Raw genomic sequence first — 26,053 nt, 5'->3', positions numbered from 1 at the left:
TTCTCACACTAGCGCGTTTCGTTTTGCCAACTCGATAAGTTCTACCAAGGATTTGGCTTTCAGTTTTTGCATGAGCCTCTTTTTGTAGGTGCTGACTGTTTTGTTACTTAAAAACATACCTTTGGCGATTTCTTTGTTGGTGCGGCCTTGTGCAAAAAGTTGCAATACCATTAATTCCCTGTCGTTAACGGACTTGAACAGTTCAAGTTCCTGGGAGTTGGTGTCCACGCCGCTGGCATTCAATGCCTGGCTAGGGAAGTAGTTGTAGCCTGACAATACGGCACGGATGGCACTCAGCAGTTCACTCAGATCGCCCTCCTTGCATACGTAGCCATCGGCACCCGAACGCATGCAGCGCGTGGCGAACAGCGTGGGGCTCTGGGCGGTCAGGACGAGGGTTTTCATCTGGGTGTTCATGGCGTTGAACCGGCACAGTACTTCGAGCCCGTCAAGTTTTGGAATACTGATATCAAGAATGATCAGGTCCGGTAGGCATTCGCGGACCATCTGTATCGCATCACAACCGTTATCTGTTTCGCCGACGACTTTATAGCCTTCGTGTTCCAACAGCATTCGAATCGCCAGCCTTATAACAGGGTGGTCATCGATAATGAAAACTGAGTTCATAATCCCATTCCATGCAAGTGCAAATAAAGCGGGCACATTAGCTCAGATGGCGTGTTGTGAGCATGAGTCTCAGTGGTGCTGGATACAAAACAGGAAAATTCCTACGACAAAAAAGGCATCTGCTTACGATTTGTCAGGAATTAATGCTTGGGTGTGTCAGTGTGTCGACCATTGTATGGTGGCAATGGCGTGCATAACGATCCGAGGTTGGTTTTGTAATGTGCTTTTCGTATGGGTTGATGTTTAAAGTCTTACAGCTGTATGTCAGAAGTCTGATTTATCAGTGCGGTAAGTTCATCTCGATTCAATGGCTTCGATAAGTAACCCAATAATGGTAGGCCGCGTCGCCGTGCCTGGGTATAGAGCGTCGACAGTTCTAGCGTGGACAGGCCACTGAGCAGGATGGCCGCGCTGATGAAGCCCCGACGGCTGGCTATTTCGACCAGTTCCAGCCCAGGCAGGTCCGGCAGGCACTGGTCGCAGAGCATGAGGTCGAAAGGCGTCCGGGACCGGGTCATCTGGCGAATCGCATGTTCGGCATTTTCCGCCAGCGTCAGCTGCTCGAAGCCGAAGCTCTTGAGCAGGCACTGGGTTGCCAGAAGCTGAAAGGGATGGTCCTCCACCAGCAGAATATGCAGGCAATGTTGGGGCATAAAAGGGCACACACTGAGTCAAGCGTCGATGGGGCGGAGCGTAGGAATTGCTTTCAAGGTCGGCCAGAAGCGCGCGTGATTATTCTTTGAGTGGTTGTGCGAATTCGATCAGGCAGCTCTGTTCCCGTCGTAGGGCGATTCTTTTCAGGGAACAGACTGCTTGGTTACCGAGGTTATTGCGGGCTGGAGCGCCCGGTCATCTCCCGCGCCATTTCGGTGGCGTAGCTGTCGGTCATGCCGGCGATGAAATCGATCATGCGCAGGAACGATGCGTGCAACGGCCAGGCCGGGTTTGGCGCGCTGTTGCCGAGCAAGTCGAGAATGCGCCGGTTCTTGAACGACGGCGTACGGCCGCCGTGCTGCTCCAGCGCGGCGCCGCAAAAGGCGTTCAAGAGGATTTCCAGGGTGGTGTAGGCGCCGATTTCATGCAGGGTCTTGCGTTTGTCCTGGAAGATTTTCTTGCGCGCCATGTCCTTGGCATCCAGCACGCAGCGTTGAGCCGGGCCGTGCATATGTTCCACCAAGTCACCGGGGAGGGTGCCGGCGAGCAAGGCGTCCTGTTGTTCAACGAAGGCTTGTGCCGCAGCGTTGGTCAGGTGTTCGATGGCCTTGCCGCGCAGGATCGCCAGTTTGCGTCGGCGCGAGTCGCCGGGGCCCAGCTGTCGATAGGTTTGCGGCAAGTCATCGCCCACCAGGTTGAGCAGCAGTGCTTCGACCTCGGCGTATTGCAGCAACTCCATTTCCAGGCCGTCCTCCAGGTCGATCAAGGCGTAGCAGATGTCGTCTGCCGCCTCCATCAAGTAAACCAGCGGATGACGCGCCCAACGTTGTTCCTCCAACTGCGGCAGGCCGAGCTTTTGCGCGATTTGCTCAAGAATCGGCAACTCACTCTGATAGCAGCCGAACTTGTGTTTCTTGTAGCCCAATGCGTCGGCGTGGCGGGCGGTCCAAGGGTATTTGAGGTAGGTGCCCAGGGTCGCATAGGTCAGCCGGGTGCCGCCGTCGAACTGGTGATATTCCAACTGGGTAAGCACCCGGAAGCCCTGGGCGTTGCCCTCGAAATTGAGGAAGTCATTGCGCTCGGCGCTGCTCATGTCGTCCAGCCAGCCGCGCCCGGCCGCTTGCTGGAACCAGTGGCGGATGGCGTCTTCGCCGGAGTGCCCGAACGGTGGGTTGCCGATGTCGTGGGCCAGGCAGGCCGATTGCACCACCATGCCCAGATCGCTCGGGTCGCACCAGTCGGGCAGGGCGCTGCGCAGGGTTTCGCCGACGCGCATGCCCAGGGAACGGCCTACGCAGCTGACTTCCAGCGAGTGGGTCAGGCGCGTATGGATGTGGTCATTGCTCGACACCGGGTGCACTTGGGTCTTGCGGCCCAGGCGGCGAAACGCGCCGGAGAAAATGATGCGGTCGTGATCCTTGTGAAACGGGCTGCGCCCCAGCTCTTCCGGGCTGTGCAGGGTTTTTCCAAGACGTTCGCGGGTCAGTAGGGTGGGCCAATCCAAGGCGGGGACTCTCCGTTCGGTGAATGACCCCCCCAGCTTCCCGGTTCCGCCTTGGCGGGGCAAGCGAAAATCTACAGGCCGGCGGCGTCGATATCGATTAACAGCAAGCGCTGACCGTTATCGAAGAATTGTCCGGCGGTCAGGCAGTATTGGTTGGTGGTGGCGTCGCGGTAGGTCGAGGACAGATTCAGCCGGCGCTCCTCCCAGCCTTCGGCCAGCAAGTGATAGAAATACGGGCGCCACGACCAGTTGTGGCCCAGGTAGCGGCTGTCGGACTGCCAGGCGTCGTGCCGCCACTCGAAGTTGGGGGTCAGTTGGGTGCCATGGCGGTCGCACTGGTAGAAGCGCAACAGCCAAGGGAAGTCCGGCAATTGCGGCAGATGGCTCAGCGGCGCCTGGCCCTGGGCCCAGGCCTGGAGGATTTTCATCAGTTCGGCCAACTGCTGGCGCAGCAGCATGATGCGTCCACGCTCGGCGAGTTTTTGCTGTACGTACTGCGTGCGCAGTTGCGCAAAACGCGGCACGAAGGCGTCAGCGGCGAACCAGTCCAGCTGCGCCTGGGCGAACAGATAACCCTGCACATACCGCGCACCGCACTCCAGTGCAAAGCTCAACTGCGCTTCGGTCTCCACGCCTTCGGCAATGATCCAGCAGCCGGTTTTCTCGGCCATTTGCGCAAGCGCCCGCACCACTTCACTGCTCGGCCCGCCCCGTGCGGCGTCCTGGAACAGGCGCATGTCGAGCTTGAGGATATCCGGTTGCAGGGCCAGCACCCGGTCGAGCTGGGAATAACCGGCGCCGAAATCATCGATGGCAATGCGCGCACCGGCTTGGCGATAGCGCGCCACCACGTCGGCCAGGCGTTGGATATCACCGCCCAATTCGGTGATCTCGAACACGATCCGCCGCGGATCCACACCCTGGGCATGTACCTGCTTCAGGCTGGGCAGCGCTTGGCCTGGGCGCAGGCGGTTGATCCAGCGTGGCGAGATGTTCAGGCTGAGGAACCAGTCTTCGGGCACTTCATGCAAGCGGCTCAACGCGTTGTCGCGGATTTGCCGGTCGAGGCGGCGCAAGGTCACGCCAGGTGTGCGCGGGTCGGCGAACAGCGGGCCCACGGAGAGCAGGCGGCCATCAGGTTGACGCAAGCGACCCAGGGCTTCGACGCCGGCAATGCGCCCGGTGGCGGTGTCGATAAACGGCTGGAAGCAGGCGAGCGGTTGCCCGTCGATCACAGGGCCTCCTTGAATAGTTGGCGAAAAAAAAGACCCGGCTCTCGAACATGAGAGCCGGGCCGCTTCTGTTTGCAAGAATGCAGCCAGCGTGGCTCAACCTTTGCGCGAGGCGCCCTGCATGGCCAACTTTATCAACGGGATCAACCCGGCCCCCAGCCGCACCAGGCGCGTCAGGCTGCTGATACTGCCGCCCTTGGCGCCCTTGCCGGTAAAGAAGCCGAGCAGCGTCACCGCCGCCACGCCCCACAGCGGCGCATGCTTGATGCCAAGGTTGTCCTGCCAGTTCTGGCCCATGTTGCGCACCTTGGTCAGCGGCGCCATCAGTTGCTGGGACTCGTGGCGAATCTCCTGGCGGTGCATTTCCATGCGCAGGCGGATCAACGCCTTGCGCATTTCCCGGCGTGAGGTGTTCTGCGGGATTTCAGTCAGGCTCATGGCAGCAGGCGCTCCCGGTCATTGGCCAGCTCTTCGAGGGTGGCGTGGAACGGCGTGGACTCATCGAACACTGCCGCTTTCAAACGCACCCCGCAGAACGCTGCGGCCAGGCTGTAGAACATGCAGAGGCAGATGATCCCGGTGAGGCGGTAGCCGGTGTCCCACACGAGGATCATCACCAGCGTCGACAACCCCACCAGCAACAGCAGGGCAAACACCAGTGCCAGGCCGGCAAACAGCAGCAGGCTGACGGTGCGGGCCTTCTGTTCCTGCAATTCGATGCCAAACAACTCGACATGACTGTGCAGCAAGCCCAGCACGGCCGCGCCCAGACGCCTTGAAGTAGTGCCCGTTGACGAGCCGGTTTCGCCGATAGACATGATTAGCGCCTTGTGGCCAGCAGGCCGATCAAAAAGCCCACGCCGGCGGCAATGCCCACCGACTGCCAAGGGTTGGCCTGCACGTAGTCTTCGGTGGCGGTAACGGCCGCCTGGCCGCGCTCGCGCAGGGAGTCCTCGGTCACTTGCAGGGTTTCGCGGGCCTTGAGCAGGCTGTCGTGAATCTTGCTGCGCAGCTCGTCAGCCTGGTCGCCGGCCAGCACCTTGGTGTCGTCCAGCAGCTTCTCGGTGTCGCTGACCAGGGTTTGAAAATCCTCTAGCAGGATTTCTTGAGCAGTCTTTGCGGTTTTTCTGGCCATGGTTATCTCCGTGATGGGCTGATCTGTACTGTGGCTTTCGAGTCACCGGTATCGGTGAAGGTTCAGTGCAATTGTCTGGTACAGCTTTTGCTTTGCCTTGGTGCGCACGCCACGGGGCTTGCGCGAAATCCGGGCGGTCGGGCAGGAAGCCTTCAAAAACCTTACCCTAAATAACTGAAACTCGCGGAAAAACCCTGTCGGCATCGGCCTGTTGCGTTGATCGCTGCGCTAAAGCGGTTCACGCCCTCTGAAGAGGGGTGGAACCGGTGGTGCCAATTTAGTGCGCGCAACCCTGGCTTGAACCGCTTTGGTGCTTTTTGCCTTTAATGCAGGCCTGCCAACCTCCATGGAAAATTTGCAAAGTGCAGTGGACACGCTGGTCCACAGTTCCAACACCCTGTTTATCCTGATTGGTGCGGTCATGGTCCTGGCCATGCACGCCGGCTTCGCGTTTCTGGAAGTCGGTACCGTGCGCCAGAAAAACCAGGTCAACGCGCTGTCGAAAATCCTCAGCGACTTCGCCATCTCGACCCTGGCCTATTTCTTTATAGGCTATTGGATCTCCTACGGCGTCAGCTTCCTGCAACCGGCGGCGGTGATCAGCGCCGATCACGGCTATGGCCTGGTGAAGTTCTTCTTTCTGCTGACCTTCGCGGCGGCGATCCCGGCGATCATTTCCGGCGGCATTGCCGAACGTGCACGGTTTGTTCCGCAACTGTGCGCCACGGCCCTGATCGTGGCGTTTATCTACCCGTTTTTCGAAGGCATGGTGTGGAACGGCAATTTCGGCCTGCAAGCCTGGCTGCTGGCGACCTTTGGCGCCAGCTTCCACGACTTCGCCGGTTCCGTGGTGGTGCACGCCATGGGCGGCTGGCTGGCGCTGGCGGCGGTGCTGTTGCTGGGCCCGCGTAACGGGCGCTACCGGGACGGCCGGCTGGTGGCGTTTGCGCCGTCGAGCATTCCGTTCCTGGCGTTGGGCTCGTGGATTCTGATCGTGGGCTGGTTTGGCTTTAACGTCATGAGTGCGCAGACGCTGAACGGCGTCAGTGGCCTGGTGGCGGTCAACTCGCTGATGGCCATGGTCGGCGGCACGGTGGCGGCGCTGATCATCGGCCGCAATGACCCAGGCTTCCTGCACAACGGCCCATTGGCCGGGCTGGTGGCGATCTGTGCCGGTTCCGACTTGATGCATCCGGTGGGCGCACTGGTCACGGGGGCGGTCGCCGGCGGCCTGTTCGTCTGGTGCTTTATTGCCGCTCAGGACCGCTGGAAGATCGATGACGTGCTCGGCGTGTGGCCGCTGCACGGTCTGTGTGGTGTATGGGGCGGCATCGCCTGCGGCATCTTCGGCCAGACCGCGCTCGGCGGGTTGGGCGGCGTCAGCCTGATCAGCCAGTTGATCGGTACCGCCCTCGGCGTGGCGGTGGCGCTGGCAGGCGGGTTCCTGGTGTACGGCACCATCAAGCGCGTATCGGGCCTGCGCCTGAGCCAGGAAGAGGAATACTACGGCGCGGACTTGTCGATCCATAAGATTGGCGCGGTCAGTCAGGATTGATCGGGTTGTCGGCCTGCGCGTAAAAACCGTGCAGCAGGCGATAGCGGTTCTGCCGCACTTCATCGACCCGCGCCTGCACCTGTTGGTCCGGCAGGCCCAGCAGGATCAAGGCGTGGGAGGCGAGCATCAGGCTCGACTCCAATAGCTCGGGCACCACTTCGCTGGCGCCTGCGGCTTTTAATTCGGCCAGTTGGCTGTCATCGCGAGTGCGCACCAGGATCGGCACCTCGCAGTTGATGCGTCGCGCTTCCTTCAACACCGCCAGGGCCACTTCGGTGTTGTCCACGGCAATCACCACCAGCCGCGCGCGTTCCAGGCCCACCGCACTGAGCAACGCGCCGCGCCGGCAGTCGCCGTAATGCACGCTGCTGTCTTCGGTGGCGGCTTCCTGTACCCGCTCCGGGTCGTCATCCAGGGCGATAAACGCCTGTTGTTCCTTGCGCAGAAAACGCCCGATGGATTGCCCGACGCGGCCATACCCGCAAATCACCGCGTGCCCGCGCAGCTCGGCGTTGAGCGCAGTGATTTCTTCCAGTTGCACTTGTTGGTTGGGCTTGCGGTGCAGGCGCAGGGCGATGGCCGGCGCGGCGCGCAACAGCAGTGGCGTGAGCAGCATCGAACAGAAGGTGGCGGCCAGCAGCAGTCCGTTGAACTCGTCGGGGATCAACCGGCTCTGCTGCATTTGTGCCATCAAGGCAAAACAGAACTCGCCGCCCTGGGCCAGGGCCAGGCCGCTGCGCCAGGCGGTTTCACTGTCGCTGCCGCGCCATTTGACCAGCACTGCTACGACGCAGCCTTTGACCAGCATCAAGGTCAGGGTCAGGCCGAGGATCAACAGGCTGTGGCTGACGAACAGTTGCAGGTCGATCAGCATGCCGATGCTGACGAAAAACAGCCCCAGCAAGATGTCGCGAAACGGGCGGATATCCGCTTCGATCTGATGGCGGTAATGACTTTCCCCCAGCAGCATGCCGGCGAGGAAGGCGCCGAGGGCAGGGGACAGGCCCAGCAGGTGCGTGAGCCACGCGGTGAGCAACACGATCACCAGCGCCAGCAGCACAAACAGCTCCGCCGAATGGGACGCCGCCACCTCATGAAAAAGCCGCGGCAATAACCAGCGACTGGCCAGCAACAAACCGACAAACAACACCACGGTCTTGGCCAGGGTCAGCGGCAGTGCGATATACCAGGCTTGCTCGCCGGTGCCGGCAAACACTGGCACCAAGGTCAGCAGCAAGACGGCTACCACGTCCTGGAACAGCAACACGCCAATCGCATTCTGCCCATGGCTGCTGAAGATTTCGCCGAGGCTGGTCAACTCCTTGCTGACAATGGCGGTGGAAGACAACGCCAGCCCCGCGCCCAGCAACAATGCGATGCCCGGCGCCACACCGAGGATCATCAGCAACAGCCCCAGCAGCAAGCCGCAGCCCAGCACTTGCAAACTGCCCAGGCCAAACACCACACGGCGCAGGGCGAACATTTTGCTCAGGGAAAACTCCAGGCCCAGGGAGAACAGCAGGAACACCACGCCCAGTTCGGCGAGATCGGGCAGCTCTTCGCTGTCATTCACCCAGTCCAGAGCGGTCGGCCCCACGGCCAGGCCTACGCACAGATAGCCCAGCACGGGCGGCAATTGCAGTCGGCGAAACAGTGCAATCACCACCAGGGATGAGGCCAGAATGATCAGCAGGTTGGCAAACACACGCATCTCCGTTGCAAGGGGGCGGCAAAAAAGCCGCGAGAATCGCTGAATCAGTTATAGGCCATGCTGATTTAGGTCACGGTTTATTGTGGCGAGGGAGCTTGTCGAATCGTCGCACCGTCCCGCTGGAGTGCGAAGCGCTCCCAGGATTTTGGGGCCGCTCCGCGCCCCAGCGGGAGCAAGCTCCCTCGCCACAGGGATAGTGCGGGCATAGAATGAGCGCCTACTTTCTGATCAGGGCCATTCGTCATGCTTCCTGAATGCCAGCTGTTCGGCACCCTGGGTTGCCATCTTTGCGAGATTGCCGAAGCCGAAATCATGCCGCTCGTCGAACGCGGGCTGCTGGTTGAATTGGTGGATATAACCGACCCCGTAGACCTGACTGACGCCTATGGCCTAAGGATTCCGGTGCTTCGGCGGGTAGACACAGGGGCTGAGCTGGACTGGCCCTTCGACGGTGATCAGGTTGCCGCCTTCCTGCGCTGAGATTTAGGCGATGGCGGGTTTCCAAATATTACGTTACTGTATGTTTGTACAGCGATTGAATAGAGGGAACGCCCGTGGTGAATGTTGAACAACTGAAAAGCAGCGTCAATCGCATGTCCGCCGATGTCGTGCGCGATGCGGTGAACGAGCTGCGCCTCGACGGCCTGGTCACGGAAGGCAAGACGCCGTTTAACAAAGTGCATTTCAATACCTGCTTTGCCGAGATCGAGGCGCTGTTCCAGCGCGCCGGTTATCACAAACAGTTGGATGTGGTGGGTTACCAGGGCTTGCTGTACGCGTTGTACGATCCGGGCCGCTGGGAAGCGGTGGACGTGTTGCGCTGGCTCAAGGAGTTCACCGAGGCCGCCAGCGCCTCGCCGGTCCTGCGGGCGCAATTGGCCAAGGCCTGAGCCATGCGGGATAATGCCCGCCGGTTTTCCCTAGGCTTGACGCATGTCCACTTCGATTTATATCCCGTCCGAGCACCAGGCCAGCACCTTGTACCTGCCACCCGGGCCTTGGGCCACGGTGCTGGAGTGCCTGTGCGGGCACTTCCCGGCGATCAGCCGTGAACACTGGCTGGACCGCATCGCGCGGGGTCGGGTGCTGGATATCAATGGCAACCCGATCCACCTGGACCTGGCCTACAAGGAAGGTCTGTGCATCTACTACTTCCGCGAAGTGCCGAACGAAAAAGTGATCCCGGTGGAGGAGACCATCCTTTACGCCGACGAGCACCTGGTGGTCGCCGACAAGCCGCACTTCCTGCCCGTGACACCGGCCGGCGAGTACGTCGAGCAAACCCTGCTGCGCCGCCTGATTCGCCGTTTGGACAACCCTTCACTGGTGCCTCTGCACCGCATCGACCGGCACACGGCGGGGCTGGTGTTGTTCTCGGCCAACCCGGCCAGCCGCTCGGCGTATCAACAGCTGTTTCCCACGCGCCAGATCGATAAATTCTACGAAGCCATTGCGCCAGCGCTGCCAGACCTGAGCTTTCCGCTCGTGCACAAAAGCCGCCTGGTGGATGGCGAACCGTTCTTCCGCATGCAGGAAGGTCCTGGCGCCAGCAACACCGAAACGGCGGTGGAAGTGCGTGAAAAACACGGCAATCTGTGGCGCTACGGCCTGTTCCCGGTGACCGGCAAGAAGCACCAGTTGCGCGTGCACATGACCGCACTCGGCGCGAGTATCTGCAACGACCCGTTCTATCCCGAAGTGATCAAAGATGCCGTGGACGACTACGCCAACCCGCTGAAACTGCTGGCCCAGGGCGTGCGTTTTATCGACCCGGTGAGCGGCGAAGAGCGCCAGTTCCGCAGCCAGATCACCCTCGACTGGTAACCCCCGCAAATGACAAGGCCCGCACATGGCGGGCCTTGTTGGCAAACGCTAAGACTTACAGGTCTTTAACGGTGCGGACCTGATCCTTGTTGATGCGGGTCTGCTTGCCGTCCAGCTGTTCGAATTCGTAGAAGCCCGAATCCTTGTCGAATTTAGGGGTGTCGACGGCCTGGATTTCGCGACCGTCATTCAGGGTGATCACTGTTGGCGAGGCGCAACCGGCGAGGGTAGCGAGGCCCAGTGCAAGCATGAGAGCGGCGATGGTCCGTTGAGTCATGGTGTTGTCTCCGAGAGAATTCTTTTGAAAAGCTGACCTTGTGACGCGCGAGGCGCCGGCAAAGTTCCTTGTGCAAGGTTCATTCTGACACGCCGGGACTGGGAAGTAACAGCTCGGGGGTATTCAGGTTGGCCAGGCGCGGATCATCTGCCGGGCACTCCAGGCCCACCGCGCCCAGTTTCATGAAGATCTGCCGTGGGCTGCGCTCGCCGGCATGCCAGGCCGCCTCGACCGCGTCCCGCAGGGCCGTGGGCAGGATGCAGATCAGCGGCTCCCAGAATTGACCATGGCGCACCATCACCGGCACACGGGGATTGCGCTGCGCCGTCTCACGCAGCTCGGTCAGTAATCGTGCGTCGAGTTGCGGCACATCGCACGGCAGGATCAGCAGGTGCCCATGACGCGCGGCGGCGAGGCCTGCACGAATCCCGGCGAGCGGGCCGGGGAAGTCCGGGCTGTCGTCGCTGACCAATTGGTCGGCAAAGCCGGCGTAGTGCTCGGGGTTGCGATTGCACGAGATAATCAGGTCGTCCGTCAGCGGCCGCACCAGGGCGTGCAGATGCGCAATCAACGGTTGGCCGCGCCATTCCAGCAGGCCCTTGTCCAGGCCGCCCATGCGCTGGCCACGGCCACCGGACAACAGCAACACCGAACAGGGCAGGGCAGATGAATCGATTGGCATGGCAGTTCCGCAGCGGCAGCAAAAGGGGGGCCTGTGATATAACACCGGCCTGTTTCTTCGACAACCGGACCGTGCCATGACCGCCAAGGCAGATGCGCCCTTCGTACCCCTGAATATCGCTGTATTGACCGTCAGCGACACCCGCACCCTGGACACCGACACCTCGGGCCAGGTCTTCGTCGATCGCCTCACCGCCGCTGGCCATAACCTGGCCGAGCGTGTGTTGCTCAAGGACGACCTCTACAAGATCCGCGCCCAGGTTGCCCACTGGATCGCCGAAGACGTGGTGCAGGTCGTGCTGATCACCGGCGGCACCGGTTTCACCGGCCGCGACAGCACCCCGGAAGCGGTGAGCTGCCTGCTGGACAAGCAGGTCGACGGTTTTGGCGAACTGTTCCGCCAGATCTCCGTGGCCGATATCGGCACCTCCACCGTGCAATCCCGCGCCTTGGCCGGCCTGGCCAATGGCACGCTGGTGTGCTGCCTGCCGGGTTCCACCAATGCGGTGCGCACCGGTTGGGATGGCATCCTCGCCGAGCAACTGGACAACCGTCACCGCCCGTGCAATTTCGTCCCTCACTTGAAGCAGGCCGAACCCTGCGCCTCCCGTGGGTAAGCCCGGCAAGACCGGCGCCCTGATGCCGGTGGAAGACGCCTTGGCGCAACTGCTGGCGATGGCCGAGGCTGCGCCGATCCGCGAGCAACAAGCCTTGCCCCTGGCCGAATGCGATGGCCGCGTCCTGGCGCAAGACCTGATCGCCACCCTCGACCTGCCGCCCTGGCCCAACAGCGCCATGGACGGTTACGCCCTGCGCCTGGCGGACTGGCACGGCGAGCCGCTGGTGGTCAGCCAGCGCATCTTCGCCGGGCAGGCGCCGCAGCCATTGGCCGCTGGCACCTGTGCGCGCATCTTCACCGGTGCGCCGGTACCGGAAGGGGCGGACTGCGTGGAAATGCAGGAAAACGCCATGGTCCACGCCGACGAGCGCGTGAGCTTTACCGAGCCGTTGCAGCTCCAGCAGAACATCCGCCCCCAGGGCCAGGAAACCACGGTCGGCGAGTTGGTCTTGAACGCCGGTACACGCCTGGGGCCGATCGAACTGGGGCTCGCCGCCTCACTGGGGCGGGACCGCCTTGAAGTCGTCCGCCGCCCGCGCGTCGCTGTGCTGTCCACCGGTGACGAGCTGATCGAACCCGGCCTGCCGCTGGGCCCCGGGCAGATCTACAACAGCAACCGTCGCGTGCTGTGCACCTGGCTTGAACGCATGGGCTGCGAGGTGATCGACGCCGGCATCCTGCCCGACGATCTGGAGCAGACCCGCACGCGTCTGGCTGGCGTGGGCAACGTCGACCTGATCCTGTCCACCGGCGGCGTGTCGGTGGGCGAGGCGGATTTCCTTGGCATTGCCCTGCGTGAAGAAGGCGAGCTGGCGCTTTGGAAACTCGCGATCAAGCCGGGTAAACCGCTGACCTTCGGGCACTTCCGTGGCGTGCCGGTGATCGGCCTGCCGGGCAACCCGGCTTCGACGTTGGTGACGTTTGCACTGCTGGCGCGGCCGTACCTTTTGCGCCGCCAAGGCGTGGCGGATGTCGAGCCATTGCGTTTCGAAGTGCCGGTGGGGTTCGAATGGCCCAAACCGGGCAACCGCCGCGAGTATTTGCGTGGGCGCATCGAGCAGGGCAAGGCGATCATCTACCGCAACCAGAGCTCCGGCGTGCTGCGCAGCGCGGCGTGGGCGCAGGGGTTTGTGGAGGTGTTGGAGGGGACGACGTTGGCGGAGGGAGATGTGGTCAACTTCATTCCGCTGAGTGAAGTCTTGAACTGAACACAAATCCCCTGTGGGAGCGGGCTTGCTCGCGAATTCGGTGGGTCAGTTGATACATCTGTTAGCTGATACACCGCATTCGCGAGCAAGCCCGCTCCCACATTTGGATTGATGTACGTCTGGAGGTGCTCAGTAGTCGTCACCACGCTCGGTAACATCCCGCTCCACCGGCCCCGCATCCGGGTCATACCCCACCGGGAACTTGCCTTTCAATGTCCAGGCAAACGCAATGATCTCCGCCACCGTGCGGTACAACTCCTCCGGGATGCTGTCCCCCAGCTCCATGCGCGCCAGCAGCTTCACCAGCTCGGCATTTTCATAGATCGGTACTTCATTTTCCCGCGCCAGCTTGAGGATCGCCTCGGCCAATGCATCGTCGCCCTTGGCCGTCAGGGTCGGCGCTTGCTGGCCGTCGTACTTGAGGGCAATCGCCTGGCGCGGCGGGTTGGGGTTCTTCATGCGGTTTCATCCACCCAGCGTTGTTCCAGTCCGGTTTTCGGCCCGCGTGGCGGGGTGCCGAGGTGGCAGTCGAGGTCGCCGACGTTGATGCCCGAGGTCACCAGCCGTTCGCGCAGGGTGCCCAGGTGGCTTTCGATCAGGCTCGCGGTGAAGGGCCGGCTGGCCCACAACTGGCTGGACAGCTTGCCCTGGTTCAATTGCGCCTGAACCTGCAACGGCCCCAGCGGCTCCATGTCGAAGGCCAGTTCGACGCGCCAGAGCATCTGCTTGGGGTCTTTCTTGTCCTTGCGTTCCGGCTGGTCCTTGTCCGGCGCCGGTTCTTCGCGCTGGAACTTGACCTGCAATGGCACGATGTCTTGCAGGGTGCGCAGGGGGACTTCCAGCTGCCAGGTGGTTTGCACGCGGCCATCGGCGGTGGTGCCGGTCTGTTCCAGGCTCGACAGTTGGTGGCTCTGCAAGCGCGAGATGGCTCCGGCGGCCAGGCGCAGGAGGTTTTCCAGGTCGCCTTCGCCTTCCAGTTTCGCCATCAGCCGCTCGGGCAGAGGGAAGCCCACGGGGGCCTGGCGCGCGCTGACCTGGCCGAGGGTGTTCAGCGGGCTGCGCACGAAGTTGGGCAGCACCTGGGCCAGGGTGTTGGCGGCAAGGATCGCATTCAGGTTGGTGCTGGTGGGCAGGGCCGGCAGGAGGTCGGCGACCAGGCGCAGCAAGGCACCTTTCATGTCCAGCGGCGGAACCCCTGGGTTTTGCCCGGCGAGCAGCTTGGCCTCCAGAAAGGCGCCGCTGTTCTGGATCACCTGGGCGAGGATTTTCGGGTTGCTGACCTGAGCCAGATCGGGCAGGGAGGCCAGCAGGCGGTCGGCGGCGGCGCGCAGTTCGGCGGAGGTGCCGGCGCCCCGTGGCAGGTTCTGCAAGGCGGTGAAGACCGCATCCAGCGAGCCTTGACGGCTTTGTTGGGTGGCCAGTTGTTGGGTGATCGCCAGTTGATCCTTGAGCCCGCTCAGCGGCACGAAGTTCAAGGTCTGTGCGTTCTGCACCACGGCGCTGAGCAAGCTGCCGACGCGCAGGGGTTGCGGGCTTTCCAGGGTCAGCGTGGCACCGGCCAGGGCGTTGTTGAGCACGGTCACCAGTGAGCGATAGATCGCCGGTTGCGCCGCACCCTGTGGCAGCATCTGGGTGGTCAGCACCTTGGCTTGCAGCAGCGTGCCTTCGGGCATTTTGCTGGTGTCGATGCGGGTCAGGGCGGCCACATTGGCGCTCAAGGCCTGTTGCAGGCTGAGGGTCAGGTTGCCGGCGGGGGTCTGGCTCACCGCGACATTGCTGCCCAGGGGCAAGGGCTGTGCGCTGCTGGCTTGTACGAGGGTCTGGCGCCCGCTTTCCAGGGTCAGCTTGAGCAATAGCTGAAAGGCTTCACCGCCTTGTTTCAGGGCGATGACCTCGGCGTTCACGGTTTTCCCCGGGGTGATCAAGCCGATCTGCGGTTCCAGCAGTTTCAGCAATTCACCGGTGGCGGGCGCAGGGCTGGGCCCGGTCGCCGTTGCAGGTGGAAGCGTAGGAAGGTTGATCTCACCGGTCATCGCGCGCGCCGTCTTGAAGGAAATTGCCCTCTTTAGAGTAGGGCATCGCATGTATAATGCGGCCCGTCTGCAAAGAGAGCGCTAAAAACCTCACAACTATTTGATCCAGCTCTCTAAAATCGGTCGCCGAAGCCGTTATTGTGCACTTCTCTTTAACGGCCGCTGCACCGCCGACTTGAACCGTAAAGGCCCGCGATCTTTTGACCAGCCCTCTTCTAGAAGCCGTAGCGCTCTCCTGTGAACGCGACCTGCGCCTGCTGTTCGAGCACCTCGAACTGCGGCTGACGGGCGGCGACATGGTGCAAATCAGCGGACCCAACGGCAGCGGCAAGACCAGTTTGCTGCGCCTGCTGGCGGGGTTGATGCAACCGACAGCCGGAGAAGTGCGGCTCAACGGCAAACCCCTCAACGAACAACGCACGGAACTTGCCCGTAACCTGATCTGGATCGGCCACGCCGCCGGCATCAAGGATGTGCTCACTGCCGAAGAAAACCTCAGCTGGCTCAGCGCCCTGCATCATCCCGCGTCCCGTGACGCCATCTGGCAGGCCCTCGCCGCCGTCGGCCTCAAGGGTTTTGAAGACGTGCCTTGCCACACCCTGTCCGCCGGCCAGCAGCGCCGCGTGGCGCTGGCCCGTTTGTATCTGCCGGGCCCGCCGTTGTGGATTCTCGACGAACCCTTCACCGCCCTCGATAAACAAGGCGTCGCTCAGTTGGAAGCACACCTGGCCCAGCACTGCGAGAACGGCGGCCTGGTCGTGCTCACCACCCACCACACCCTGGATCGCATGCCCGCCGGTTACCGCGACCTCGACCTTGGACGGTGGTCAGCATGAGTGTGTTCGCCCTGTTGGTGGCCCGCGAAGCGCGGCTGTTGTGCCGGCGTCCGGCCGAGTTGGCCAACCCGCTGGTGTTCTTCGCCATCGTCATCGCGTTGTTCCCGTTGGCGGTTGGTCCCGAGACTAAACTGTTGCAAACCTTGTCTCCGGGACTGGTGTGGGTGGCGGCGCTTTTGTCCGTGCTGCTCTCGCTGGACGGGCTGTTTCGCAGTGATTTCGAGGACGGTTCCCTGGAGCAGTGGGTCCTTTCGTCGCACCCCCTGCCACTACTGGTTCTGGCCAAGGTACTGGCACACTGGGCTTTTTCCGGCCTGGCGCTGGTCTTGCTTTCGCCGCTGCTGGCGATGATGCTCGGCCTGCCCACTGAATGCCTGCCGATCCTGCTCCTGAGCCTGTTGCTCGGTACGCCGGTCCTCAGCTTGCTGGGGGCGGTAGGCGCGGCGTTGACCGTGGGCCTGAAGCGCGGCGGCCTGTTGCTGGCCCTGCTGATTCTGCCTTTGTATATCCCGGTGTTGATCCTCGGTAGCGGTGCGTTGCAAGCCGCGCTTATGGGTATGCCGGCGATGGGTTACCTCTTGTGGCTTGGCAGCCTGACCGCCCTGGCGGTAACCCTGACACCTTTTGCGATAGCGGCCGGCCTGAAGATCAGCGTCGGCGAATAATGAGGTCTGGCTAAGCGTTAGCCAGTAAAGACCCTAAGCTTTTCGCATCGACGAAAAGCACCCGTGATGGAAACAGCAATGAACTGGACCTGGTTTCACAAGCTCGGCTCGCCCAAATGGTTCTACGGCATCAGTGGCAAGCTGCTGCCGTGGTTGAGTATCGCCGCCGTGTTGCTGATCGGCATCGGCCTGGTCTGGGGCCTGGCCTTCGCGCCGCCGGACTACCAGCAAGGCAACAGCTTTCGCATCATCTATATCCATGTGCCCGCCGCGATGCTGGCCCAGTCCTGCTACGTGATGCTGGCGGTGTGCGGCATCGTCGGCCTGGTGTGGAAGATGAAACTCGCCGACGTCGCCCTGCAATGCGCCGCCCCCATCGGTGCGTGGATGACCGCCGTGGCGCTGGTCACCGGCGCCATCTGGGGCAAGCCGACCTGGGGTTCGTGGTGGGTGTGGGATGCGCGACTAACGTCCATGCTGATCCTGCTGTTCCTGTACTTCGGTCTGATTGCCTTGGGCAACGCCATCAGTAATCGTGACAGCGCCGCCAAGGCCTGCGCGGTGCTGGCCATTGTGGGCGTGATCAACATCCCGATCATCAAATACTCGGTGGAGTGGTGGAACACCCTGCACCAGGGCGCCACCTTCACCCTCACCGAAAAACCGGCGATGCCCGTGGAAATGTGGGCGCCGCTGCTGCTGATGGTGCTGGGGTTCTACTGCTTCTTCGGCGCCGTGCTGCTGCTGCGCATGCGCCTCGAAGTGCTCAAGCGCGAAGCCCGCGCCAGTTGGGTCAAGGCCGAAGTGCAACACAGCCTGGGAGCGCGCGGATGAGTTTTGCTTCGTTCAGTGATTTTCTCGCCATGGGCCAACACGGCCTGTACGTCTGGACGGCCTATGGCATCTGCCTGGCAGTGCTGGCCCTCAACGTCGCCGCGCCGATCCTGGCGCGCAAGCGTTACCTGCAACAAGAGGCGCGTCGTCTGCGCCGGGAGACCGAAAAGTGAATCCGCTGCGTAGAAAGCGTCTGTTGATCATCCTTGCCATCCTGGCCGGCGTCGGCATTGCCGTGGCGCTGGCCTTGAGCGCCCTGCAACAGAACATCAACCTGTTCTACACCCCGACCCAGATCGCCAACGGCGAAGCCCCGCTGGACACGCGCATCCGCGCCGGCGGCATGGTCGAGGCCGGCTCCTTGAAGCGTTCTGGCGATTCCCTCGACGTCACCTTCGTGGTCACCGACTTCAGCAAGTCGGTGACCATCAGCTACCGCGGCATCCTTCCGGACCTGTTCCGCGAAGGCCAGGGCATCGTCGCCCTGGGCAAGCTCAACGCCGATGGCGTGGTGGTGGCCGATGAAGTGCTGGCCAAGCACGATGAAAAATACATGCCGCCTGAGGTGACCAAAGCCCTCAAGGACAGCGGCCAGTCCGCCCCCACCCCCGCCAAGGAGGGTTGAGTCATGAACGCCGCTTTGTTTATTCCCGAACTCGGCCAGTTGGCGATGATCCTCGCCCTGTGCTTTGCCATCGTGCAAGCCGTGGTGCCGTTGCTCGGCGCCTGGCGCGGTGACCGTCTGTGGATGAGCCTGGCGCAGCCGGCCGCCTGGGGCCAGTTTGCCTTCCTGCTGTTCGCGTTTGGCTGCCTGACCTACGCCTTTATGACCGACGACTTTTCCGTCGCCTACGTCGCCAATAACTCCAACACCGCCTTGCCCTGGTACTACAAGTTCAGCGCCGTGTGGGGCGCCCACGAAGGCTCGTTGCTGTTGTGGGCGCTGATCCTCGGCGGCTGGACCTTCGCCGTGTCGGTGTTCTCGCGCCAACTGCCGCAAGTCATGCTGGCCCGGGTGCTGGCGGTGATGGGCATGATCAGCATCGGCTTCCTGCTGTTCCTGATCATGACGTCCAACCCGTTCAGCCGCATCCTGCCGCAGATTCCTACCAACGGGCACGACCTCAACCCGCTGCTGCAAGACATCGGCCTGATCGTGCACCCGCCGATGCTCTACATGGGTTACGTCGGTTTCTCGGTGGCCTTCGCCTTCGCCATCGCCGCCTTGCTTGGTGGGCGCCTGGATGCGGCGTGGGCGCGCTGGTCGCGGCCATGGACCATCGTCGCCTGGGCCTTCCTCGGCATCGGCATCACCCTCGGTTCGTGGTGGGCCTATTACGAACTCGGCTGGGGCGGCTGGTGGTTCTGGGACCCGGTGGAAAACGCGTCCTTCATGCCTTGGCTGGTGGGCACGGCGTTGATCCACTCGCTGGCCGTCACCGAAAAACGCGGCGTGTTCAAGAGCTGGACCGTGTTGCTGGCCATCGCGGCATTTTCCCTCAGCCTGCTCGGCACGTTCCTCGTGCGTTCGGGCGTGCTGACCTCGGTGCATGCGTTCGCTTCCGATCCGGCGCGGGGCATTTTCATCCTGATCTTCCTGCTGTTTGTCGTCGGTGGTTCCCTGACCCTGTTCGCCCTGCGCGCGCCGGTGGTCAAGAGCCAGGTCGGCTTCAACCTGTGGTCGCGGGAAACCCTGCTGCTGGGCAATAACCTGGTGCTGGTGGTGGCCGCGTCGATGATCTTGCTCGGCACCCTGTACCCGTTGGTGCTGGATGCGCTGAGCGGCGCCAAGCTGTCTGTCGGCCCGCCGTATTTCAACGCGTTGTTTATTCCGTTGATGGGCCTGTTGATGGTGGTGATGGCCGTCGGTGTGCTGGTGCGCTGGAAAGACACCCCGGTGAAATGGCTGGCGGGTATGCTGATGCCAGTATTGCTCGGCAGCGTGGCCCTGGCGGTGATCGCCGGTTTCGCTTACGGCGACTTCAACTGGGCCGTGCTCGCCACCTTCCTGCTCGCCGCCTGGGTATTGCTGGCCGGCGTGCGGGACATCTTCGACAAGACCCGCCACAAAGGTTTGCTCAAGGGTTTGCCAGGCCTGACCCGCAGCTACTGGGGCATGCAGATCGCACACATCGGCATCGCCGTGTGCGCCCTTGGCGTGGTGCTGTCCAGCCAGAACAGCGCCGAGCGCGACCTGCGCCTGGCGCCGGGCGAGTCCATGGACCTGGCCGGTTACCACTTCATCTTTGAAGGCGCCAAGCACTTCGAAGGGCCGAACTTCACGTCAGACAAAGGCACCGTGCGCGTCGTGCGCAACGGCAAGGAAGTGGCCGTGCTGCACCCGGAAAAACGTCTGTACACCGTGCAGAGTTCGATGATGACCGAAGCCGGCATCGACGCCGGTTTCACCCGTGACCTCTATGTGGCCCTCGGTGAACCGCTGGGCGACGGTGCCTGGGCGGTGCGTGTGCATGTGAAGCCGTTTGTGCGTTGGATCTGGTTCGGCGGCCTGCTCACCGGTTTTGGTGGTTTGCTGGCGGCGCTGGATCGGCGTTATCGGGTCAAGGTCAAGAGCCGGGTGCGTGAAGCCCTCGGTATGCAGGGAGCGGCGGTATGAAACGTTGGTTGATGGCGATCCCCCTGATCGTGTTTTTGCTGGGGGCGGTGGTCTTGTATCGCGGCCTCTACCTGGATCCGTCCGAGCTGCCCTCGGCCATGATCGGCAAGCCGTTCCCGGCGTTCAGCCTGCCCACCGTGCAGGGCGACAAGACCCTGACCCAGGCCGACCTGCTGGGCAAGCCGGCGCTGGTCAACGTGTGGGGCACCTGGTGCATCTCCTGCCGCGTCGAACACCCGGTGCTCAACAAGCTGGCCGAGAAGGGCGTGGTGATCTACGGCATCAACTACAAGGACGACAACGCCGCCGCCTTGAAGTGGCTGGCGGAGTTCCACAACCCGTATCAGTTGGACATCCGCGATGAGGACGGCAACCTCGGCCTCAACCTCGGTGTGTACGGCGCCCCGGAAACCTTCTTTATCGATGCCAAGGGCGTGATCCGCGACAAGTACGTCGGCGTGATCGACGAAGTGGTGTGGCGTGAGCAACTGGCCGCCAAGTACCAGGCGCTGGTCGATGAGGCCAAGCCATGAAGCGTCTGTTAGCCGCCGCTGTATTGGCGTTGGGCTTGGCCGGCGTGGCCCACGCCGCCATCGACACCTATGAATTTGCCAACGACGCCGAGCGCGAGCGTTTCCGCGACTTGACCAAGGAACTGCGCTGCCCCAAGTGCCAGAACCAGGACATCGCCGACTCCAACGCGCCCATCGCCACCGACCTGCGCCGCGAGATCTTCCGCATGTTGGGGGAGGGCAAGGACAACCAGCAGATCATCGACTTCATGGTCGATCGCTACGGTGACTTCGTGCGCTACAAACCGGCGCTCACCGGCAAGACCGCGCTGCTCTGGTTCGGCCCCGCCGGGCTGTTGCTGAGCGGTGTGGTGGTGATGGCGGTGATCATCCGCCGGCGCCGCGCCGCACCGACTGACGGCTCCGACGCGCTGTCCCCCGAAGAGCGTAAACGCCTCGACCAATTGCTGGACACCAAGACTGATGATTGATTTCTGGCTCGCAGCCGGCTTGCTGCTTCTGATTGCCCTGAGTTTCCTGTTGATCCCTGTACTGCGCGGCCGCCGTGCCCAGCGTGAAGAGGATCGCACCGCGTTGAACGTGGCGTTGTACCAGGAACGCGTCGCCGAGCTGCAAGTGCAGCAGGACGAAGGCGTGCTCAACGCCGCCCAACTCGACACCGGCCGCGCCGAAGCCGCGCGCGAATTGCTGGCCGACACCGAAGGCGTGGAAAAACCCCGCGAATCGCGCCTGGGCAAACCGCTGCCGTTGCTCGCCGCCTTCCTGGTGCCGGTGTTGGGCGTGAGCCTGTACCTGCATTTCGGCGCCAGCGACAAGGTCGAACTGACCCGCGAATTCTCCCAGCCGCCGGTGTCCATGGAAGACATGACCCAGCGCCTGGAACGTGCCGCCATCGCCCAGCCGGACTCGCCGGAAGGCCTGTACTTCCTCGGTCGCGCCTACATGGCCCAGGACCGCGCGGCGGATGCGGCCAAGGTCTTCGAGCGTGCGGCGGCCCTGGCCGGGCGCCAGCCGGAACTGCTCGGCCAGTGGGCCCAGGCGCAGTACTTTGCCGACAACAAACAGTGGTCGCCCAAGGTCCAGGCCTTGACCGACGAAGCGCTGAAGCTGGACCCCAAGGAAGTCACCAGCCTCGGCCTGCTGGGCATCGCCGCCTTTGAAGGCCAGCGCTACCAGGAAGCGATCGACTACTGGAGCCGCCTGTTGGCGCAACTGCCCGCCGAAGATGGCTCCCGCGCCGCCCTGCAAGGCGGCATCGACCGCGCCGCCGACAAGCTCAAAGAGAGCGGTGGCAGCGTCGCGCAAAAAGCCTTGCTCAAGGTTCGCGTAGACCTGGCGCCTGAAGTGAAGGCCAAAGCTCTGCCAGGCGACAGCGTGTTCATCTTCGCCCGCGCCGTGTCCGGCCCGCCAGCACCGTTGGCGGCCAAGCGCGTCACCGTCGCGGAACTGCCGGTGACCGTCGAACTGGGCGATGCCGACGCAATGATGCCGCAGTTGAAACTGTCGAACTTCCCCGAAGTCCAACTGGTTGCGCGCATATCCCGGGCCGGTCTTCCGACCGCTGGCGAGTGGATCGGCCGCAGCCAACCCTTGGCCAGCACCACCACTGCGCTGCAGCAGCTGACCATCGACAGTCCGGATAAGTAACTTCGAGGAAACGCCCATGACCGCATTCGCACGTATTACCCTGCTCAGCCTGGTATTGGGCTTGAGTGCTTGTGCGGTCCACCGGCCACCTCCCGCGCCGACCGGCCCGACCATCCCGCCGTCGGGCCCGGCGACCCAGCCGAGCACCAGGCCCAGCACCCCGGTGACGGCGCCGCCGAAAAAGCCCGTACCGACGTCATCGCCCACCTTCGCCCCACCACCGGGTGCGGCGAGCCACTGGGATGGCACCATGAAGGTCTATGTGCTGGAGGATCAGCCCGACACCTTCTACCGCCAGCGCACGTATTACCGCTGGAGCAACGGCTGGAGCCGCTCTATCAGCCCGAACGGGCCGTGGGAAGAAACCAATGTTCAGGGCGTGCCGCCGGGGTTGAGCAAAAAGTACGCGCAATGACAAAAGGCGACCTTTGAAAGGTCGCTTTTTTCATGCCTTTGAAACACTCTCTCCCGTTCAATAAAGATCCACTGTGGGAGCCGGGCTTGCCCGCGATGGCGGTGTGTCAGGCACCGAATTCATTGCCGGCACACCGCCATCGCAGGCAAGCCAGCTCCCACAGGGATCTCCTTCACCCACAGAACTGCGAGATGGACCTCATGCACCTACACGTCGTGCGCCACGGCGAAACCTGGGCCAACGCCGAGCAGCGTTACCTAGGTGCGCTTGATCCTGAGTTGACCGAACGCGGTCGCGAACAAGCCTTTTCCCTCAGCCAAAACCTACCCACCGGCATCGACGCACTGATCGTCTCCCCACGCTTGCGCGCCCAGCAAACCGCGCAGATCCTGAACCAGGCGTTGCATCTTGAACCCGAGACCATGGACAGCTTTCGCGAACGCGATGTAGGCGTCTTCGAGGGCCTGACCCAAGCGCAAGCCCAGGCACAGTATCCGCAGCTGTGGGCGCAGAACATCACCCGGCAATGGGCGGTTGGGCCCACGGGCGGCGAGTCGATTGCCGAGGTGGTCAGCCGTGTGCACCAAGGCTTGGCCGAACTGGCGGTACGCCATCCATCGGGTACTGTGTTGCTGGTGGCCCATGGTTTCGTGGCCAAGGTGATCCGTGGTCTGGCGCGTAGGGACTTTTCGGACTTCTACAATTGGCAACTGCCGAATGGCGAGCGGCTGGTGCTGGAAAATTTTCACCCTGGGGCGCTGCCCACGGGTGCGCTGCTGTAAAGTGGCCGCCGCCGGCGGGCTGACCGGCAACAGGTAAAGAGGGTGTGTGGATGGCAGGCAGGTTGATCTATCTCATCGGGCCATCGGGTTCGGGCAAGGACAGCCTGTTGGATGCCGCGCGACCGCGCCTGGCGGCGCGCGGTTGCCGCATCGTGCGGCGCGTCATCACCCGCTCGGCGGAGGCGGTGGGCGAGGCCGCGCAAGGTGTGAGCTCGGACCAGTTTGCCGCGATGGAAGCCGAGGGCGCGTTTGCCCTGAGCTGGCAGGCGAATGGTTTGTCCTACGGTATTCCCAAGGAAATCGACGACTGGCTGGCGGCCGGGGACGACGTGCTGGTCAATGGCTCCCGCGCGCACCTGGCGCAGACCCGCGCGCGTTATCCGGCGCTGTTGGTGTTGTTGCTGACGGTTGATCAGGCGGTGTTGCGCCAGCGCTTGATTGCGCGTGGCCGTGAATCACTGGCGGACATTGAAGCGCGCCTGGCGCGTAATGCGCAGTTCACCGCAGAGCTGATCGCGGGGAATGCGTCGGGGTTGTTTGTGCTGGATAACTCCGGGCCGCTGGAGCATACGGTCGAGCGGCTGTTGTGTTGCCTGGACAACGCCATTTGATTTGAGCACCCCATACCCCTGTGGGAGCGGGCTTGCTCGCGAATTCGGTCTATCAGTGACAGATGTGCTGACTGATCCACCGCATTCGCGAGCAAGCCCGCTCCCACACTTTGATGTTCACCGCCCTTACACCTGTATTCCAAATCGCGTTGCCAGTGCCCTGCGGCCCTTGGGCGTCAGCGCCAGTGCGCGGCTATCCAGATCCTGAATCACCCATTCCTTGCAGATCGCACTGTTCAGCAGTGCCGCGCCCAATGCTCCGGCCAGGTGGGGGCGGCGCATGCTCCAGTCCAGGCACCCACAGGCAAAACGCCGGCGTTGGGCGTGCAGTGCGGGGAGATCAATCCCAAGTTCGAGCATGGCTGTTTCCCCGGCTGGGCTGAGCTGGTAAGTCCCTTCGCCCGTCAGCCAGCCGGCCGCGATGAAGTGGTCATGCAACTGCACCGCCAGTGTTCCGGCCATGTGGTCGTAACAGGTACGCGCGAACTGCAAGCGACTTGGCGTGTTCGGCACAAACGCCTTGGCGCTTTGGCGGCTGATCACCATCAACCCTTCAATGGCCTGGGCGATATGCGGGCCAGTGAGGCTGTAGTAACGATGGCGCCCCTGGGTGTGGAGCTGGATCAGCCCGTCGTCCTTGAGCCGCGCCAGATGGGCGCTGGCGGTGGAGGCACTGACCTGGGCAATCACCGCCATTTCGGTGCTGGTGCGGGCGTGGCCGTCCATCAGTGCGCAGAGCATTTTCGTACGTGCAGGTTCGGCAATCGCGCCGGCGACTTGTGAGAGGGCGGCGTCTTCGTCGTAGCCATTCATATTTCGTTCCTGAGCGAATCGTTGCCGTGCGGGGGGGCGGATAGTAACGGTTCTTCATGAGAACAGGATGTGCTGAATGACACCGCTGCAAGCTGCGACCCATGCTGATCCCTATGACTACTACGCCAGTTTGCGGCGCACTGGCGGCTTGCTGTTCGATGTCGACCTAGGACTGTGGATAGCCAGCCGCGCGACGACCGTCGAAGCGGTCTTGGTCCATCCCGACTGCCGCGTACGGCCACTGCACGAGCCGGTGCCGGCGGCCATCGCGCAACGCGCCGCAGGCCAGGTGTTTGCGCAGTTGATGCGCATGAACGAAGGCATCGCCCATCGCTGCCCACGGGCCGCCATCGAGCCGGCGCTGGCGGCTGTGAGCGCACAGCAGGTCGCGGGCGTCGTGCAGCACCTCAGCGGTGATGCCACTCAGTTGGACGACTGGATGTTCCGCTTGCCGGTGTCGGTGATTGCCCATTTGCTCGGTGTGCCCGGCGATCAGTTGCGTGTGATCGCCGAGTTGACGCGGGATTTTGTCGCTTGCCTTTCACCGTTGAGTGACGAAGCGCAACTGCGCAACGCCGATCTAGGGGCTTCGCAGTTGCGGCAGATGTTCAGCAAGGTGCTCGAAGAGACGGCGCTGCTGGCCGCCATCCGCAACGGTGAATGGTTGGGCGCAGACGTGCTGAATGCCAACCTGATCGGCCTGTTGTCGCAGACCTGCGAAGCCACCGCCGGCCTGATCGGCAATACGCTGGTGACGCTCGCGCGGCGGCCAGACCTGCTGGAGCAGGTTCAACGCGCGCCAGCACTGGCGATGGCGCTGGTGGAAGAGGTGGCGCGTTTTGATGCGCCAGTGCAAAACACCCGGCGATTCGTGGCGCAGCGCTGCACGATTGGCGGCCAAGTCCTGGAAGTGGGCGCTACGATTCTGGTGCTTCTGGCTTCGGCCAACCGGGATAGCGCTGCAAACCCGGACCCGGACCGCTTCCTGCTTGAGCGCCCGCAGCGACGGGTGTTCAGCTTTGGCGTGGGCCGGCATCAGTGCCCCGGCCAGCAACTCGCGCTGACCCTTGCTTCACAGGTGATTCTGGCGTTGTTGCAGCGCCAGCCGGTCTTGCCTGTGCCGTTCACGTATTGGCCGTCGCTGAACGGCCGCATTCCCTGGTTTCACCACGTAGCGCCAGGCCCGGGCGTTGTGAACGGATAGTTTTTCAACATCCAGCAAAACAGCCGTCAGTCAGTC

At 62.7% G+C, this 26,053-nt stretch carries 32 protein-coding genes; 19 read left to right on the top strand and 13 right to left on the bottom strand.

The window, feature by feature from the left end; translation table 11 throughout:
* Positions 1 to 3 precede the first annotated feature (3 nt).
* The 7 genes from DBR46_RS05735 to DBR46_RS05705 form a co-directional block, all read right to left on the bottom strand.
* Entirely contained in the window at positions 4 to 627 is a 624-nt protein-coding gene (locus tag DBR46_RS05735; RefSeq protein ID WP_124525368.1) for a response regulator transcription factor, read from the bottom strand.
* A gap of 251 nt (positions 628 to 878) precedes the next feature.
* Positions 879 to 1,280 carry a response regulator gene (locus DBR46_RS05730; protein WP_124525367.1) on the bottom strand — a complete coding sequence of 134 codons (402 nt, stop codon included), beginning with the start codon at positions 1,278 to 1,280 and terminating at the stop codon, positions 879 to 881.
* A 173-nt stretch (positions 1,281 to 1,453) separates the two neighbouring features.
* Positions 1,454 to 2,785 carry a deoxyguanosinetriphosphate triphosphohydrolase gene (locus tag DBR46_RS05725; RefSeq protein ID WP_124525366.1) on the bottom strand — a complete coding sequence of 444 codons (1,332 nt, stop codon included), beginning with the start codon at positions 2,783 to 2,785 and terminating at the stop codon, positions 1,454 to 1,456.
* Between the two features lie 71 nt (positions 2,786 to 2,856).
* Entirely contained in the window at positions 2,857 to 4,020 is a 1,164-nt protein-coding gene (locus tag DBR46_RS05720) for an EAL domain-containing protein (RefSeq protein ID WP_124525365.1), read from the bottom strand.
* A 93-nt stretch (positions 4,021 to 4,113) separates the two neighbouring features.
* The gene (locus DBR46_RS05715; RefSeq protein WP_124525364.1) at positions 4,114 to 4,455 is read right to left on the bottom strand and encodes a hypothetical protein; all 342 of its coding nucleotides are present in this window, start codon (positions 4,453 to 4,455) and stop codon (positions 4,114 to 4,116) included.
* On the bottom strand, positions 4,452 to 4,835 hold the full coding sequence (locus DBR46_RS05710) for a phage holin family protein (RefSeq protein WP_124525363.1): 384 nt from the start codon (positions 4,833 to 4,835) through the stop codon (positions 4,452 to 4,454). Before DBR46_RS05710 ends, DBR46_RS05715 begins: the two co-directional genes overlap by 4 nt.
* 2 nt (positions 4,836 to 4,837) lie before the next feature.
* Positions 4,838 to 5,152 (bottom strand): YqjD family protein, encoded by a 315-nt coding sequence (locus DBR46_RS05705; protein WP_124525362.1) that lies wholly within the window; start codon positions 5,150 to 5,152, stop codon positions 4,838 to 4,840.
* A 346-nt stretch (positions 5,153 to 5,498) separates the two neighbouring features.
* Between DBR46_RS05705 and DBR46_RS05700 the strand changes: the two genes are divergently transcribed.
* Positions 5,499 to 6,707: an ammonium transporter gene (locus DBR46_RS05700; RefSeq protein WP_124525361.1), complete on the top strand. Its 1,209-nt coding sequence runs from the start codon at positions 5,499 to 5,501 to the stop codon at positions 6,705 to 6,707.
* On the opposite strand, the gene DBR46_RS05695 is transcribed toward DBR46_RS05700, so the two are convergent.
* Positions 6,694 to 8,418 carry a monovalent cation:proton antiporter-2 (CPA2) family protein gene (locus tag DBR46_RS05695; RefSeq protein ID WP_124525360.1) on the bottom strand — a complete coding sequence of 575 codons (1,725 nt, stop codon included), beginning with the start codon at positions 8,416 to 8,418 and terminating at the stop codon, positions 6,694 to 6,696. The two genes, DBR46_RS05700 and DBR46_RS05695, sit on opposite strands and share 14 nt — an antisense overlap.
* A gap of 243 nt (positions 8,419 to 8,661) precedes the next feature.
* Between DBR46_RS05695 and DBR46_RS05690 the strand changes: the two genes are divergently transcribed.
* From DBR46_RS05690 to DBR46_RS05680, 3 genes are all read left to right on the top strand, one after another.
* On the top strand, positions 8,662 to 8,898 hold the full coding sequence (locus tag DBR46_RS05690) for a glutaredoxin family protein (protein WP_124525359.1): 237 nt from the start codon (positions 8,662 to 8,664) through the stop codon (positions 8,896 to 8,898).
* Between the two features lie 74 nt (positions 8,899 to 8,972).
* Positions 8,973 to 9,308 (top strand): hypothetical protein, encoded by a 336-nt coding sequence (locus tag DBR46_RS05685; protein ID WP_003189932.1) that lies wholly within the window; start codon positions 8,973 to 8,975, stop codon positions 9,306 to 9,308.
* Between the two features lie 43 nt (positions 9,309 to 9,351).
* Positions 9,352 to 10,242, top strand: coding sequence for a pseudouridine synthase (locus DBR46_RS05680; protein WP_124525358.1), 891 nt, complete (start codon positions 9,352 to 9,354; stop codon positions 10,240 to 10,242).
* A gap of 55 nt (positions 10,243 to 10,297) precedes the next feature.
* Here DBR46_RS05680 and DBR46_RS05675 read toward each other — a convergent pair whose 3' ends face one another.
* Both DBR46_RS05675 and mobA read right to left on the bottom strand, forming a co-directional pair.
* Positions 10,298 to 10,519, bottom strand: a complete 222-nt coding sequence (locus tag DBR46_RS05675) for a YgdI/YgdR family lipoprotein (protein ID WP_016978480.1) — start codon at positions 10,517 to 10,519, stop codon at positions 10,298 to 10,300.
* Positions 10,520 to 10,598: 79 nt separating this feature from the next.
* Complete coding sequence (gene mobA / locus DBR46_RS05670) at positions 10,599 to 11,201, bottom strand: molybdenum cofactor guanylyltransferase MobA (protein WP_124525357.1); 603 nt, start codon at positions 11,199 to 11,201, stop codon at positions 10,599 to 10,601.
* 76 nt (positions 11,202 to 11,277) lie between these two features.
* Between mobA and moaB the strand changes: the two genes are divergently transcribed.
* Together moaB and glp are read left to right on the top strand one after the other, a co-directional pair.
* Complete coding sequence (gene moaB / locus DBR46_RS05665) at positions 11,278 to 11,817, top strand: molybdenum cofactor biosynthesis protein B (RefSeq protein ID WP_017734379.1); 540 nt, start codon at positions 11,278 to 11,280, stop codon at positions 11,815 to 11,817.
* Entirely contained in the window at positions 11,810 to 13,027 is a 1,218-nt protein-coding gene (gene glp / locus DBR46_RS05660; protein WP_124525356.1) for a gephyrin-like molybdotransferase Glp, read from the top strand. The genes moaB and glp overlap by 8 nt, the downstream gene beginning before the upstream one ends.
* 129 nt (positions 13,028 to 13,156) lie before the next feature.
* Here the strand turns inward: glp and DBR46_RS05650 are convergent, their stop codons facing one another.
* Both DBR46_RS05650 and DBR46_RS05645 read right to left on the bottom strand, forming a co-directional pair.
* Positions 13,157 to 13,486 carry an EscU/YscU/HrcU family type III secretion system export apparatus switch protein gene (locus DBR46_RS05650; protein ID WP_003210638.1) on the bottom strand — a complete coding sequence of 110 codons (330 nt, stop codon included), beginning with the start codon at positions 13,484 to 13,486 and terminating at the stop codon, positions 13,157 to 13,159.
* Entirely contained in the window at positions 13,483 to 15,060 is a 1,578-nt protein-coding gene (locus DBR46_RS05645; RefSeq protein WP_124525355.1) for a flagellar hook-length control protein FliK, read from the bottom strand. The genes DBR46_RS05650 and DBR46_RS05645 overlap by 4 nt, the downstream gene beginning before the upstream one ends.
* A gap of 200 nt (positions 15,061 to 15,260) precedes the next feature.
* Here DBR46_RS05645 and ccmA point away from each other — a divergent pair, with 200 nt between their 5' ends.
* The 12 genes from ccmA to phnN all read left to right on the top strand — a co-directional run bounded on the left by ccmA (position 15,261) and on the right by phnN (position 24,000).
* Positions 15,261 to 15,896: a cytochrome c biogenesis heme-transporting ATPase CcmA gene (gene ccmA, locus DBR46_RS05640; protein ID WP_124525354.1), complete on the top strand. Its 636-nt coding sequence runs from the start codon at positions 15,261 to 15,263 to the stop codon at positions 15,894 to 15,896.
* A complete protein-coding gene (ccmB, locus tag DBR46_RS05635) occupies positions 15,893 to 16,561 on the top strand; it encodes a heme exporter protein CcmB (RefSeq protein WP_124525353.1) in 669 nt (222 codons plus the stop codon). The genes ccmA and ccmB overlap by 4 nt, the downstream gene beginning before the upstream one ends.
* Positions 16,562 to 16,639: 78 nt before the next feature.
* The gene (locus DBR46_RS05630) at positions 16,640 to 17,395 is read left to right on the top strand and encodes a heme ABC transporter permease (RefSeq protein WP_124525352.1); all 756 of its coding nucleotides are present in this window, start codon (positions 16,640 to 16,642) and stop codon (positions 17,393 to 17,395) included.
* The gene (ccmD, locus tag DBR46_RS05625) at positions 17,392 to 17,568 is read left to right on the top strand and encodes a heme exporter protein CcmD (RefSeq protein ID WP_124525351.1); all 177 of its coding nucleotides are present in this window, start codon (positions 17,392 to 17,394) and stop codon (positions 17,566 to 17,568) included. Before DBR46_RS05630 ends, ccmD begins: the two co-directional genes overlap by 4 nt.
* Positions 17,565 to 18,020: a cytochrome c maturation protein CcmE gene (ccmE, locus tag DBR46_RS05620; RefSeq protein ID WP_026136470.1), complete on the top strand. Its 456-nt coding sequence runs from the start codon at positions 17,565 to 17,567 to the stop codon at positions 18,018 to 18,020. Before ccmD ends, ccmE begins: the two co-directional genes overlap by 4 nt.
* Positions 18,021 to 18,023: 3 nt before the next feature.
* Positions 18,024 to 20,012: a heme lyase CcmF/NrfE family subunit gene (locus tag DBR46_RS05615; protein WP_124525350.1), complete on the top strand. Its 1,989-nt coding sequence runs from the start codon at positions 18,024 to 18,026 to the stop codon at positions 20,010 to 20,012.
* A complete protein-coding gene (locus DBR46_RS05610) occupies positions 20,009 to 20,545 on the top strand; it encodes a DsbE family thiol:disulfide interchange protein (protein WP_017734371.1) in 537 nt (178 codons plus the stop codon). The genes DBR46_RS05615 and DBR46_RS05610 overlap by 4 nt, the downstream gene beginning before the upstream one ends.
* Positions 20,542 to 21,015, top strand: a complete 474-nt coding sequence (locus tag DBR46_RS05605; protein ID WP_017734370.1) for a cytochrome c-type biogenesis protein — start codon at positions 20,542 to 20,544, stop codon at positions 21,013 to 21,015. The genes DBR46_RS05610 and DBR46_RS05605 overlap by 4 nt, the downstream gene beginning before the upstream one ends.
* Positions 21,008 to 22,192, top strand: coding sequence for a c-type cytochrome biogenesis protein CcmI (gene ccmI, locus DBR46_RS05600; protein WP_124525349.1), 1,185 nt, complete (start codon positions 21,008 to 21,010; stop codon positions 22,190 to 22,192). Before DBR46_RS05605 ends, ccmI begins: the two co-directional genes overlap by 8 nt.
* A 16-nt stretch (positions 22,193 to 22,208) precedes the next feature.
* Entirely contained in the window at positions 22,209 to 22,607 is a 399-nt protein-coding gene (locus DBR46_RS05595; RefSeq protein WP_124525348.1) for a hypothetical protein, read from the top strand.
* Between the two features lie 200 nt (positions 22,608 to 22,807).
* Positions 22,808 to 23,389, top strand: a complete 582-nt coding sequence (locus tag DBR46_RS05590) for a histidine phosphatase family protein (protein WP_177414001.1) — start codon at positions 22,808 to 22,810, stop codon at positions 23,387 to 23,389.
* Positions 23,390 to 23,439: 50 nt separating this feature from the next.
* Positions 23,440 to 24,000 carry a phosphonate metabolism protein/1,5-bisphosphokinase (PRPP-forming) PhnN gene (gene phnN, locus DBR46_RS05585; protein WP_124525346.1) on the top strand — a complete coding sequence of 187 codons (561 nt, stop codon included), beginning with the start codon at positions 23,440 to 23,442 and terminating at the stop codon, positions 23,998 to 24,000.
* A 126-nt stretch (positions 24,001 to 24,126) separates the two neighbouring features.
* Here phnN and DBR46_RS05580 read toward each other — a convergent pair whose 3' ends face one another.
* A complete protein-coding gene (locus DBR46_RS05580) occupies positions 24,127 to 24,813 on the bottom strand; it encodes a helix-turn-helix transcriptional regulator (protein WP_124525345.1) in 687 nt (228 codons plus the stop codon).
* Positions 24,814 to 24,889: 76 nt separating this feature from the next.
* Between DBR46_RS05580 and DBR46_RS05575 the strand changes: the two genes are divergently transcribed.
* A complete protein-coding gene (locus DBR46_RS05575; protein ID WP_124525344.1) occupies positions 24,890 to 26,017 on the top strand; it encodes a cytochrome P450 in 1,128 nt (375 codons plus the stop codon).
* Positions 26,018 to 26,053 lie beyond the last annotated feature (36 nt).

It is taken from the genome of Pseudomonas sp. KBW05, from assembly GCF_003852405.1.
GTDB lineage: Bacteria > Pseudomonadota > Gammaproteobacteria > Pseudomonadales > Pseudomonadaceae > Aquipseudomonas.
The sequence above is the reverse complement of the archived record's forward strand: the minus strand, read 5'-3'. Positions and strand labels throughout refer to the sequence as shown.

Excerpts from the sequence above, each read along its gene's own strand:
- DBR46_RS05735 (WP_124525368.1), bottom strand. The coding sequence starts at position 627 with ATGAACTCAGTTTTCATTATCGATGACCACCCTGTTATAAGGCTGGCG.
- DBR46_RS05730 (WP_124525367.1), bottom strand. The coding sequence starts at position 1,280 with ATGCCCCAACATTGCCTGCATATTCTGCTGGTGGAGGACCATCCCTTT.
- DBR46_RS05715 (WP_124525364.1), bottom strand. The coding sequence starts at position 4,455 with ATGAGCCTGACTGAAATCCCGCAGAACACCTCACGCCGGGAAATGCGC.
- DBR46_RS05710 (WP_124525363.1), bottom strand. The coding sequence starts at position 4,835 with ATGTCTATCGGCGAAACCGGCTCGTCAACGGGCACTACTTCAAGGCGT.
- DBR46_RS05705 (WP_124525362.1), bottom strand. The coding sequence starts at position 5,152 with ATGGCCAGAAAAACCGCAAAGACTGCTCAAGAAATCCTGCTAGAGGAT.
- DBR46_RS05700 (WP_124525361.1), top strand. The coding sequence starts at position 5,499 with ATGGAAAATTTGCAAAGTGCAGTGGACACGCTGGTCCACAGTTCCAAC.
- DBR46_RS05695 (WP_124525360.1), bottom strand. The coding sequence starts at position 8,418 with ATGCGTGTGTTTGCCAACCTGCTGATCATTCTGGCCTCATCCCTGGTG.
- DBR46_RS05690 (WP_124525359.1), top strand. The coding sequence starts at position 8,662 with ATGCTTCCTGAATGCCAGCTGTTCGGCACCCTGGGTTGCCATCTTTGC.
- DBR46_RS05680 (WP_124525358.1), top strand. The coding sequence starts at position 9,352 with ATGTCCACTTCGATTTATATCCCGTCCGAGCACCAGGCCAGCACCTTG.
- DBR46_RS05675 (WP_016978480.1), bottom strand. The coding sequence starts at position 10,519 with ATGACTCAACGGACCATCGCCGCTCTCATGCTTGCACTGGGCCTCGCT.
- mobA (WP_124525357.1), bottom strand. The coding sequence starts at position 11,201 with ATGCCAATCGATTCATCTGCCCTGCCCTGTTCGGTGTTGCTGTTGTCC.
- moaB (WP_017734379.1), top strand. The coding sequence starts at position 11,278 with ATGACCGCCAAGGCAGATGCGCCCTTCGTACCCCTGAATATCGCTGTA.
- DBR46_RS05650 (WP_003210638.1), bottom strand. The coding sequence starts at position 13,486 with ATGAAGAACCCCAACCCGCCGCGCCAGGCGATTGCCCTCAAGTACGAC.
- DBR46_RS05645 (WP_124525355.1), bottom strand. The coding sequence starts at position 15,060 with ATGACCGGTGAGATCAACCTTCCTACGCTTCCACCTGCAACGGCGACC.
- ccmB (WP_124525353.1), top strand. The coding sequence starts at position 15,893 with ATGAGTGTGTTCGCCCTGTTGGTGGCCCGCGAAGCGCGGCTGTTGTGC.
- DBR46_RS05630 (WP_124525352.1), top strand. The coding sequence starts at position 16,640 with ATGAACTGGACCTGGTTTCACAAGCTCGGCTCGCCCAAATGGTTCTAC.
- ccmD (WP_124525351.1), top strand. The coding sequence starts at position 17,392 with ATGAGTTTTGCTTCGTTCAGTGATTTTCTCGCCATGGGCCAACACGGC.
- DBR46_RS05615 (WP_124525350.1), top strand. The coding sequence starts at position 18,024 with ATGAACGCCGCTTTGTTTATTCCCGAACTCGGCCAGTTGGCGATGATC.
- DBR46_RS05610 (WP_017734371.1), top strand. The coding sequence starts at position 20,009 with ATGAAACGTTGGTTGATGGCGATCCCCCTGATCGTGTTTTTGCTGGGG.
- DBR46_RS05605 (WP_017734370.1), top strand. The coding sequence starts at position 20,542 with ATGAAGCGTCTGTTAGCCGCCGCTGTATTGGCGTTGGGCTTGGCCGGC.
- ccmI (WP_124525349.1), top strand. The coding sequence starts at position 21,008 with ATGATTGATTTCTGGCTCGCAGCCGGCTTGCTGCTTCTGATTGCCCTG.
- DBR46_RS05595 (WP_124525348.1), top strand. The coding sequence starts at position 22,209 with ATGACCGCATTCGCACGTATTACCCTGCTCAGCCTGGTATTGGGCTTG.
- DBR46_RS05590 (WP_177414001.1), top strand. The coding sequence starts at position 22,808 with ATGCACCTACACGTCGTGCGCCACGGCGAAACCTGGGCCAACGCCGAG.
- phnN (WP_124525346.1), top strand. The coding sequence starts at position 23,440 with ATGGCAGGCAGGTTGATCTATCTCATCGGGCCATCGGGTTCGGGCAAG.
- DBR46_RS05580 (WP_124525345.1), bottom strand. The coding sequence starts at position 24,813 with ATGAATGGCTACGACGAAGACGCCGCCCTCTCACAAGTCGCCGGCGCG.
- DBR46_RS05575 (WP_124525344.1), top strand. The coding sequence starts at position 24,890 with ATGACACCGCTGCAAGCTGCGACCCATGCTGATCCCTATGACTACTAC.